At 41.5% G+C, this 11744-nt stretch carries 7 protein-coding genes; 3 read left to right on the plus strand and 4 right to left on the minus strand.

What is annotated here, in order from left to right; genetic code table 11:
• Positions 1–441: 441 nt before the first annotated feature.
• Positions 442–1065, minus strand: a complete 624-nt coding sequence (locus DUE52_RS31795) for a recombinase family protein (protein ID WP_114410182.1) — start codon at positions 1063–1065, stop codon at positions 442–444.
• Positions 1066–1186: 121 nt separating this feature from the next.
• On the opposite strand from DUE52_RS31795, the gene DUE52_RS31800 reads away from it, so the two are divergent.
• On the plus strand, positions 1187–4222 hold the full coding sequence (locus tag DUE52_RS31800; RefSeq protein WP_114410183.1) for a Tn3 family transposase: 3036 nt from the start codon (positions 1187–1189) through the stop codon (positions 4220–4222).
• Between the two features lie 16 nt (positions 4223–4238).
• Here DUE52_RS31800 and DUE52_RS31805 read toward each other — a convergent pair whose 3' ends face one another.
• From DUE52_RS31805 to DUE52_RS31815, 3 genes are read right to left on the minus strand one after another with little or no spacing between them, the layout of a single operon-like run.
• Positions 4239–4871 (minus strand): hypothetical protein, encoded by a 633-nt coding sequence (locus DUE52_RS31805; RefSeq protein WP_114410184.1) that lies wholly within the window; start codon positions 4869–4871, stop codon positions 4239–4241.
• A gap of 27 nt (positions 4872–4898) precedes the next feature.
• Positions 4899–7283: a S8 family peptidase gene (locus DUE52_RS31810; RefSeq protein WP_114410185.1), complete on the minus strand. Its 2385-nt coding sequence runs from the start codon at positions 7281–7283 to the stop codon at positions 4899–4901.
• Positions 7284–7285: 2 nt separating this feature from the next.
• Positions 7286–8383: an AAA family ATPase gene (locus DUE52_RS31815; RefSeq protein WP_114410186.1), complete on the minus strand. Its 1098-nt coding sequence runs from the start codon at positions 8381–8383 to the stop codon at positions 7286–7288.
• A 313-nt stretch (positions 8384–8696) separates the two neighbouring features.
• On the opposite strand from DUE52_RS31815, the gene DUE52_RS32275 reads away from it, so the two are divergent.
• Together DUE52_RS32275 and DUE52_RS31825 are read left to right on the plus strand one after the other, a co-directional pair.
• Complete coding sequence (locus DUE52_RS32275; protein WP_133299998.1) at positions 8697–10370, plus strand: coiled-coil domain-containing protein; 1674 nt, start codon at positions 8697–8699, stop codon at positions 10368–10370.
• Between the two features lie 187 nt (positions 10371–10557).
• Positions 10558–11652, plus strand: coding sequence for an AAA family ATPase (locus DUE52_RS31825; protein ID WP_114410188.1), 1095 nt, complete (start codon positions 10558–10560; stop codon positions 11650–11652).
• The last annotated feature ends 92 nt before the right edge of the window (positions 11653–11744 follow it).

Consider the following 11744-nt stretch of genomic DNA (forward strand, 5'->3'; position numbering starts at 1 on the left):
TTGCCTTCGTAAAGGCCTTTGATAGCGGCCTGTTTGAAGGCCTCGAAATCGAAGTCGTTGTTCATGATAGTGAAAATAAGGTTTTTTCCTTTTTATTCACCCTTGACACAGTTTAGCGAGCAGTCTCCAAAAAATGATCTGGTGTAAAGTAATCAATCAGAAATTGCCTCTATTTTCCTTCTTCTTTACCGAACTATTGCTTTGAACTTAGCCCGCCACAAGCATTGAATATCTGATGATCAGTCATCTATAGCTGTTCCGCACTACGAAGTTGGCTGGTATAGCTGATTAGTTTGATCGCTGCAACCTATTTTTGTTAATTGTAAAGTAATCTAAAAGAAAATTTCGGCCCTTTCGTTGTATAAATAGTCAACCTTCCAATGTTTTATCATCATTTACGCTACTACAACTTAGGTTGCAATTACCAAAGCGGGCCAGATTTCAAATAGCCCTTCCTGACCGGCTCCGTTGCAGATTGTTTTTCTTCAACCAGTTCGCAAGATTCTGCTTCGTGGTCCCATATCGTTTGGCGATGAACTGCTGAGTGGAACCATTATTGAGCAAGGCTTCAATCTCAATTCGGTACACGTCCAATTTGCTTTTGCCTACCCCTTTGGGACGGCCCAACTGAACTCCAGACGCTTTCTTTACCGCTAAAGCCTGACGGGTACGCTTGGCAATTAAGTCTCGCTCGATCTCAGCGGCCATCGCGAAAACCATCGCCATCACTTTGCTTTGGATTGTATCGTCTAACTGCCAGGCTCCCTTGACGGTATAAATCCGAATGCCTTTCTGCACGGCGACCGAGATAATCTCCATGCACTCCAACATGCTTCGGCCCAGCCGCGAGAACTCACTTAATAAAATCGTGTCCCCGCTACTCAACTCGTCCAGTACGCCAGCAATCTTGCGTTGTCGCCAGGGGACTTTACCCGACACTTTTTCTTCCACAAAACGGACCTGTCCCAAATTGCGGTCATTAGCCAGGTACAGGATTTCCGATTTGTTCTTTTCCAGGTCCTGATCCAGTGTCGAGACCCTTAAATAGGCAACATTTTGAGCCATAAGCAGTCGGTCAAATGAAAACCCCTTGAATTGATTTATTTTTTACTTTTTGATCGTCAAATATACCCCTGTTTCGTCTTACTTTTCCGGCCTCTAAAAACCCTCCTTTTTATTTGCCTCTGTGAGCCGACTAAAACTGCTTGATCCGGCTGAAGCCCTCCGCTTTGACCAGCCACCAACCCTTACCCCCCAACAGCAACGGCACTATTTTACCTTGCCATCGGAGGGGTTGCCCCAGTTCCGTAAATCCATTACCCAAGTTGGGTTTACCCTGCAATGCGGCTATTTTCGGCTAACTCAGAAATTTTTCCGGGTGGCTCAGTTTCACCAGGCCGATATTGATTTTGTGACTAATCTGCTGGCACTTCCACAACCCGTCGATCTAACGACCTACTCCCCTCATATAACCTGGGAACATCAACAGGTTATTCTCCGATTACTTGACATTCAACCTTTTGAACAATACCGACCTGTCTTTATGGGGGTCGTGTATAGCCTTTTTGAACAACCCCTTCTCCCTCGAAAAGTACTCGAAGAATCCCGTCGGCATTTGGTTCGACAACGAGTAGAAGTGCCTGGCTATGACGTATTTCTGCGCATTATCACCGACCAATACAATGTCTACGGCCGTAAACTATCAGGCCAACTGGACCAATTCCTAACGCTCACCCATCGCCAGGTACTGGATGAGTTAGTTCAGCAGGATGAGACTTACCAACGTTCTTTAATTCAGCAGTTTAAGACAGTTGACCAAGCTCAGAAGCCGAAAGCAATCAAAGCTAGCCTGGCTTTATTCAAGAAAATCAGTAACTACTTCGAACAGGTTGAGCCAGCCGTTAGGCAGCTCGGTTTTACCGATGCCACCCTGCGTCATTATGCTCACCGGACTACCCAGGACCGAACCAGTCATATTCGCGAGCATGATTCAAAATATCTGTTCCTGCTCTGCTTTCTGATTCATCAGTACCGGGTTCGGCAGGATACGTTCGTGGATATGCTACTTTCTTGTGTCAAAACGGCTGACCATGCCACTGACCGTCAACGGGAACGGCTTTACTTTGGCACCAACCGAGCGCGACGTAGTGCTACGCTGTTGACCATTCACAGTCGCCACCAATACGCTCATCAGATCGCCCAGATTCGACAAGTGATGAACCTGGAAGAAGCCCCCGAACTGAAACTGGCACGCATTGATGCTGTTCTGGCCGAAGCTCTACCCCTTACTGCTGACCAGCAAACACTGGTTGACCAGTTGGATAACGAAATGCACCGGTCGGAGCATACCGAGAAGCAAACCCTACAAAGTGGACGTTCGGCCTGGCTGGGAAATCGGCTAACGGGTGTCCTGGGCGTACTCCGTTTTAACACCGATACGTCGGATAAAATTTTACTCAAAGCCGTTTCTCATTACGTCGAACGGGCGGGTAAGCCAACCCGCCCAGCGAAGGATTTAAGCTGGTTAAGTAACGACGACCAACAAGCCCTTTACGACTCAGAGGGTCGTTTTAATCGGCGACTTTACCGGGTCTTGCTCCTCAATACGCTGGCTCATTCAATTCAGGAAGGCAGTGTCAATCTACAGCATTCCTACCGCTACCGCTCGCTGGAGGAATATCTGGTTGATAAAGCGTATTACCAGGCTCACCGGGAAACGCTATTGGCCGAAGCAGGACTCGCTCATTTATCAGATTGCCAACAGCTTCTGCAAAACTGGCGCATTCAGTTGCCCCAACAGTTTCATCGTACCAATCAGCATTACCAGCAGGGCCAAAACCCGCATTTGAGTTTCGACAAAGAACAACGCCCCATCATTGATACCCCAAAAGTCGAAAAGCCTCAGTTAGATCGCATATCTGACTATTTCAATCCGGCCCGCTACATCTCCGTGTTACAACTGCTGGGCGAAGTAGAGTCGAATACCCATTTCCTGACCGACCTGGAACACTTATCTGGCAAGCATAGTAAAGGGAGGCCCAGCTCAGGCACTTTCTTTGCTGCCCTGGTTGCGCTGGGCTGTAACATCGGGGTTGAAAAGATGGCTGCTATTAGTAAAGGGGTTAATGCCAGCACCTTACAATTGACAGCTGATATGTTTTTGTCGTCTCAAAATCTGAAAATTGCCAACGATCGATTGGTCCGTTTGAAAGAAGAATTAGCCCTTCCCGAACTCCACCGGCGAGAAGCTACCGAACGGCACACGGCTTCAGATGGGCAAAAATATCTAGTGAGTGAAGACTCGCTCAATGCGGATTATTCCTACAAATACCCAGGGTTTGATAAGGCGGTGACGGTTAACACAGGCATTGATGATCGGTTTGCCTTGTTTCATACTTCGGTGGTCAGCGCAGCCGAGCGTGAAGCCCCCTATATGCTGGACGTGCATCTAAATAATCCGGTGGTAAAAAGCACCATTCACTCAACGGACACGCACGGTTTTTCGGAAGCCGTTTTTGGCATCATGAACCTGCTGGACGTTTTTTTTGCACCTCGTCTAAAAGGCATTGGCAAACTGCACCTATATGATTTTGCTGGGGCAAGGGCTTATGAAGAGAAAGGATATAAGCTTGTCCCAGATGGCGTAATCCGTACTGAACTTATTGAAAATCAATGGGAGGATATTCTTCGCCTGATGGTTTCGTTGCGACTCAGACAGATTACGGCGAGCCAGGTTCTTAAACGGCTTAGTGGCTATACCCGTCAACATCCCCTCTATCGTGCCCTGAAAGAGTTTGGCCGCATTATCAAAACTCACTTCATCCTGCGCTATTATGATGAACTGGCACTTCGGCAGCAGATCGAGAAACTATTAAGCCGAATTGAGTTAGTCAATCGGTTTAGCAAAGCGGTCTTTTTTGGTGGTAATCAAGTATTTGCCGTTGCTACCAAAGAAGAGCAGGAAAAGATCATTGATGCCCGTCGGCTCATTCAGAACGCGATTGTGCTGTGGAATTATTTGTACTTGTCAGAACTACTTTCCCGTCAAAAAGATCAACAGGAGTTAGCCGCCTTGCTGGATGCTGTACGACATGGGACGGCTATTGTCTGGCATCATGTGAATTTGCAAGGAGAATATGACATTGATTCGTTGGAGGTCGAGACCAAGAGTCGGTTCGATTGGACTTATCTGAGCAGTTTACAGTGGGCAGACTCGGCTTGAGCAAGAAAATTTGGCCCTATTTGAAATCTGGCCCGCTTTGGTAATTGCAACCAATGTCTTCCTCTTTCCAGTAGCCAGCCTCGTCATTAATAATTATTATATCCTTTGGGCCAAAGGTGGCTTCATCAAGTCGGTCCAAGTTTGTGAGTGGTTTTACAAGTAAACCGTGCTTACTCAATAAGTCAAAGTGAAACGAGTCGCTACAATTTCGCGGAGTCAACAATACCAGGGTATGTTTCTCTTTTACTCTTCGATCATGGTCATAATCATCCAGGAGCGCTAAAAAATCTTTTCGTCTATTTGTAAGCAGTGAAGTGATACTGCTATCAACTTCTTCTTTGACTTTGTTTTGAACGTATTTCCTTAACTTCCAAAGACCAAAAACAAAGCCAAGTAATCCGGTTATACCTAATCCGCCAAAGACCCATTTCCAGTTTTTAAGTAAAGGCTCATACTCATCAAACGCAGCTTTCAACTCACTATGCTCTTTTTGTAAGTCATCCAGTTTTGCTTCCAGACGTTTATTGGCTTGGTCGACAGTTAACACCTGTTGCTGTGTACTCGGGGGTAAAATCGATGGGGATGGTTGCTGAGCGGCAACGGTTCCCAAAACCGTCAGCCAAAACCCAAGAATAAACGCATATTTCATATCAAATTTGTTGTTTAGAGGTCTAGATTAATTCGGACTACTTTGTGGTCCGGTTTCTCCGTTAGTGTTTCGAACGTTAATATTTACTTCATTTCGAAGTTGAATATTATTATGCTGAAAGTTATTAACATTTAAACTGCGTGTAACGGAACTGTATACGTCGTGCCGTTTTAAAGGGTCACGAATTGTTACTGCTAGGCAAAATTCCTGTGAAAGTTGTTCTCCATCAGCGGCAGCAGCATTTTCAGCGGCATGTGAAAACAAACCCTTAAGTTCTAAGTACCATTTTTTGGGAGACATAAGGCCTCTTACCCGGTGCGATTCTGTCATCTCCTGTAAGTTGATACCATACTTCTTGATGGGATGATACTTGCCCATATCATCACGCAATTGCCTTTCTGGGGTAAATGGGTGATCGATAAATCGATGGAACCTCGAAGCGTAATGACTGGATAAGAGTAGATTATACGGGTTTTGCTTACCAATTGGATTGGAAACTGTTCGTTTAGTTGTATCCCGTATTCGTATACGATCATAAGTACCAAAGGACGCATCAATATTAGATTGACAATATTCTGCTCCCTGAGTACTATCGAGCCGTGGATTCGTGACGAGGGTAATGATGATCTCACCATAGTATTGTCCTTCGTCATTAACTAAGACATCGGGAAATGGGAAATCTAAAATTTCAATATAACCTCCACGCACAATATTATCCTGTAGGATTAAAGTACTTTCGTGGGGATCGTTGAAAATAATATTTTCAACTGAACCCGGTAACCCATAACCAATTTCCCGCAATCGGTCCATTGGACTCAATTTCAGACTGTGATGGTATCGGGCAGAATGGATGGCTAAAGCTTTTAACAATAAGGGATCGAAATCTCCGGCCACCCGGTGGGATAAACCCGCAAGTAGAGCCGAAACCCGGGGGGTAGAAAAACTGGTACCTACTTGCTGGACGACTTGACCTGAAGTCGAAAATGAATTTACTCCGGTGAAGGTCATCCTACCATTGGGCGCTAAACCTGCGTTACCGCCATAGTGAGCCAATTCCGGCTTCACTATTTTATTGGGGCCAAATCCCGTCCTTGAAAATGGAGAGGGATGTCCCTCTGGAACCAAATCATTCGTGCCACGAGCGTGCGCGATACTTCCGACAACCAAAGAACGAATTGAATCTGCGGAGGTTGGAATTCGAAGTTTCGGCTCTGAGGTTGCAAATTTGTTACAGTTTCCGGCTGACTTGCAAATAATTTCCCCAGTTTGGTGCTGCAAGTCATCTAAGGCTTTGCCAAAATCTGAAAAATCCCGGGCACTACATTCTAATGAGCCACCGCCTGAAAGATTCCAAAGGAGAACATCCGGATGAGCAGTAACTGCATTTCTAATATTTTCAATTAATTCATCTTCATCAATTCCAATCCGTGGCTGAGGAAATACTGTAGCATCTAACAGCTTAAATTCACTTATCCCCACCCAATTGCTTTTTTCTAACTCATCACCATAAAGCAGGATACCCGCCACAAAAGTACCATGCGATCGATCGACTTCATTTTCGGAATAAGCCGTGTAACGTCGTTTGTCTAACCACGGTGCTAAGTGGGGAATCGGGGCAATACCAGAATCAAGTACACCAATCGTAAAGTATTCCTGTCCTTCGATTGGCTCTTTAATCGGCAACGTCTCGCTTGGCGTCAGCTCATCTAACGTGATGCGATAGGATGGCATCGGATCGATGGAATATAGTGCTTCGAATTCTTGTACAGATAGTAAAGCATCCGGTTGAACATGATCCAGTTTAAATACGGTCAAACCGAATCCATATTCGGTTTTTTTGTAAATAATATCATTGATTTTAAGCGTTTGTTCAAATTCACTTTCTATCCTTTGATTTATTTGACGATTCTGAAAGTTTATCAGCTTTACTTTTAATGGTGTATCCGGATCGGCCGGTAGGTCAATACGTGGCTCAAAAAGCCGTATCTCATCGATTGCTGAAACCCCGATTGGAAATACCGTTGGGCGCTCCAAATTATGATCAATGAAAGCTAAGTGTTCCGCCGAATCCACTTTAACCAAAAAATCTAAATCCTCTGAGACACCAATGAAATTGTATTCTTCTTTACGATTAAAAATTTTAGCAACTTCACCCCGATGGGATTTGGCCATGGCATCTTCCCGTACCGTAACTTTGAGCAGTGCAGGTATAAATCTTCGATCCGCAGGTCGTTCAGCAATAGTTTGGGCGGTGGCACCCAAAGACTCCCGAAATTCCACTGATTTTAGTTCCAAGAGCTCCTCCGAAAGTACCCAGGTCGGCAGATCACCACCACCTCCCCCTTCCGTACGCCGTTCGTCTTGCGTCCCCCTTTTACTAAAAAGTTTAATGGGAAGATTCCTGGATTCCATGCTTAAGCTTTAGGGTTAAAGTAATTCCGCACTTGACGGAGTGATGTATCTAACAAATCAGCAATGGCAGCTTGGGAAACCCCATATGAGCTGAGAAAGCCCATTAATGCTTCTGAGGAAGCAGCACTATGGTGCTTATAGTAATAAAATTGTAACAATAGGTCGTCATAGGTGAGTGAGGATTTTTTGTCCAGTACACTTTGGGCTATTGCATTTTGGCAAATCGATTTAATATCTGCCGGACTATTTCCTTTTAGCAGATCAGCTAACGAATCTCCCTTTTTACTATCTAACTCAAAATTCAATTTCATTGGGCTCAGAAACAATTTCAGTAATTGTTGAACCTCTGCTTCTTGTGGCTGAGCCACTTCGATAATGCTATTGAAACGTCGCCAAATAGCTTTATCCAGCAATTCCTCATGGTTCGTAGCGGCAATGAGAATATTCGATTCTACGTATTCATCAATATTTTGCAATAAGCTATTAACCACTCTTTTTAATTCACCAAGTTCATGTTGATCGTCTCGTGCTTTAGCAATTGCATCAAACTCATCCAGAAATAGAATACAAGGCTGGCGGCTAGCAAATTCAAAGATTTTACGAATGTTTTTTGCGGTATTTCCAAGTAAGGAAGAAACCAGAGAATCAAGCCGGGCTACAACTAAAGGCAACTGCATTTGATGTGCTATATAATGAGCTAAGGTGGTTTTCCCGCATCCAGGAGGCCCATACAATAGTAAAGAGGCCTGAGGATCAATTCCTACAGCTTGCAGTTCATTCCGATGTTGAACCCGTCCGACAAATCCATCTAACTTATGACGCAGGCTCTCCGACAAAATAATGGGCACATTCTGATTAGGTTGCGGAATGACTAAATCAGCAATATTCATCCGTGTTTCCTGATCAACTGGAGCAACAAGAAGCTGATCTAAATAGATTGGTTGAGCCTGTTTGTGATGTAAGGCCCGTAAAATCCGATCGGCTGCCTTTGTATCCCCTGATTTACCCAGGTTCTCAGCCAACAGTTTTGCATAGTTGAGTACTTTATTAGGGTCTTTGTTGAGCCCTCCTTCAATTATTTTTATGATTTCCGTTATCATATCTTTCCCTTTCGTACTCAAATATAGAAATTTCGTACATATAAATAAAATTTTCGGTCCTAATTTTATTAATTTCGTTTCTATATAGCCTTATTGTCTCTATTTAGATCTTATTGCCGAAAACTCTTAAGCGCATCAACAGTACTTCTGGAATAAATTTTCAAATCATTTACTAATCATTCATACAGTTACTCCAGCCCAATGAGGATTGAAATGAAATTTTTACATGAAATAGTGACATTAGGATAGGGTATTGGTAATCGAAGAATATCAATATTTGTATAACTTAATCCAATATCAGAAACCGAGCTCCATGCAAACTGAGTACTTACCTGAGAACAACTCTTATGCTTATTCCACTCGAAATGGGGAAAGAAGAATCATCTATATTGACAATGCCGAAAGTGGAAAAAAGGGCTACGTATGTATTGGCTGCGGCCAGGAAATGATTGCTTATAACCTGGGAAAATATGAGCGTCGACATTATTTTGGACATGACCCTAAAGATGTTGACCACAAAGGCCAGTGTACATTTTCAAATGAAACCTACCGGCACTATGTAGCAAAAATGATCCTCCAACGAATTAAGAGGATACAAGTTCCAGCAGTCTTCGTTTACCCGCCGGATGGCAGTTCAGGTCGCCCACAAAAAATTCGAGGAATTGAAACGATTGAAGCCGCTACAGTGGGAATTGAATATGTTTTTTTTGAAAATGAACAAGGTGTAATACAATATTGTCCACGTTCTGAATGGTATGTACATCCTAAAAGATATCTATTAATTCAGCCCGATGTAACCTTTTTTGATAAAATGGGAATACCGATTTTATTAATTGAGGTTGTCGCTACACACAAAATTGACGATGAAAAAAAGTTTAAACTGAAATGTCTTGGTCTAAATACCGTCACCGTTAATATCCCCAAGTCACTACCTGAAGTCATTGAGCAGTCATTTTTCTCAACTCAACAAACAAAATGGGCGTACAATCATGAGCAAGCAACAACCGTCTACATACAAGTTCCCGGAAAATCTTCGATTTCAATATCATCAGTTGATGAACTCCCAGACGAATTTCATGAAGAAACTTACCGCTGCCGAACAACGCAAATTGGAGGACTTATACGCGCTCTTGAAAAAAACCTGGCGGGAGAACCTTACCGAAATATTGAAAAACACCTTAGAGAAGAGCAATCAAGAGTTTCGACAAATACAGAACGAGATAGCCAGCGATTGCGAAACCTTCAAACAAAGCACGAGGGATCAATTCGAGATGAATTTAGAGAACGACTACAACAACTTAATGCAGAACAGGAATCAGAGAATACATACTTTGAAAATTTGGAGCGACGATATCAATCAAAAAAAGCTGAACTTATTGGAGAGGAAGACGAATTGGCCCAAAGAGAAGAAAATTATATTCAACGCTGGAAAAGTCACCTTGAAGGGGTTGAGGCAGAGATTGCATCACTTGAGAAACGAATTGATGAATTTAGAAATAAAAGAGGAATTAGTTCAGAAAGAGGAAAAATTCTTAAACGACAAACAACAAATATTGAACAACAAATTGCAGATATTGAAGAGCAAATTGCAAATACTGAACGAGAAACAACTGCAATTGAATATCGAAGAGCAACCCTTCCAGAAAGTTTTAAACGATCAGAAACGGATCTTGAACGAGAATTTGAACGAAAGGAGGTTAGAAGCAGAGAAGATACTGAACGAGAAAAAAACAGTATTGAATTCGAATTTAACCAGGCTGAACAAAGAATTCGAAGCAACCACAGTGGATTTAGAGAACAAGCTAATGATGCAATTAGGGAGCAAACTAGCAGAAGAGCACCTAGATTGGCCGGAAGAATGGAAGAATTATTTAAAGCAAGCGAACTCATCAGCTTTATTAGGGAAAAAGAATGCTATTTTAGACGCCTGCAAACAGCTCGAAAATGGGCTAAAGCGAGAGCTTGGAGAGAGTGGACTAAGCATTGACGATTTTTTGATTTTAATAGATCGAAATACCTAATTTTTAAAATAAAATTTAATTGAATAAAAATGATTTAATCTTAAGTTGAAAATTACCAACGCTACAGTTAACTTTTTTCAACTAAGCCCCAATTTTTACATATTAATATAGAACTATTTTTTGGGACTAATAAATATAACTTGGTCGATTAAAATGAAAATTAAAAAAATTGAAGTTAAGAATTTTCGACTTTTAAAAGATATTTCAATTGTACTTGAAAATGACATTACGCTAATAGTTGGCAGAAATAATAGTGGAAAAACATCATTAACAGAAATTTTCTGTAAATTTTTTGAAAGCGTTAACAATAAATTCAGGTTTGAGGATTTTTCGATTTCTTGTCATAATGAATTTGTTAAATCTTATATGTTATATAAAGAATATGAAGAGTCCAAATTAAACCAAGAATCTGAAGATATTCTTTTAAAAAAAGAAAATGTCTATAAAGAAATTTTACCATCAATAATTCTTGCCATCCAAATTGAATATACCGAGGAAGATGACCTTACTTCGCTCTCGAATTTTATCATGGATTTAGATCCGGAAAGAAAAGATGTGTATATCCAATGCTCTTACAGTGTGAAAGATCCAGAAAAACTAATTAAAGTATTTGAGAAACATCAAAAGGAAAACAATATTGATATACTTAATTTTATTAAAAAGAATTACCATCATTTTTATGATCAGAAAATTTATGCTATAGATATAGAAAATATTATTAATAAATTTGAAATAGAAAAGAGGTCTGATATAGAAGATGTATTTACAAGCGGTTTTATTTTTGCGCAACGTCAATTGGACGATCAATACACCGACAATCATAAAAGGTTATCAAAAGGATTTGAAGACTTCTATAAATTAAACAAAGATTTGAAAGAAAGTGACATTAGAAAAATTGAAATATCTTTGAATGATGTATCTTTTGATATAGATACTCAGTATTTAAGTTTATTTGAGTCAATATTCGATGATTTAGCTAGTTTTGGTGTAAGAGAGGGGATAAATCTTCAAAAGTTGTCAATTAAATCAATCTTTGATTCTGATAAGGTATTAAAAGGCAATGCTCGGCTTTTTTATCAACCAACTGGAATTGACCATTTATTGCCAGAGGGATATAATGGTTTAGGATATAGCAATTTAATTTTTATAATCCTTCAATTCATAAGTTTTTATGAAGCCTATGACAAAAGAAGACCTCGGCCAGCATTTCAACTGGGAGTGCTCGCTGAACTGTGTCAGTGGGTTTAATCAAAGCGATGTGGCTGAATTCGTTCAGTAAATATAATAGAAACTTGGGCTAAGATCTCCTTCCAATTATACGTGGTGGTTTCCCACTTGAT

The organism is Larkinella punicea (genome assembly GCF_003334855.1).
Lineage (GTDB): Bacteria > Bacteroidota > Bacteroidia > Cytophagales > Spirosomataceae > Larkinella > Larkinella punicea.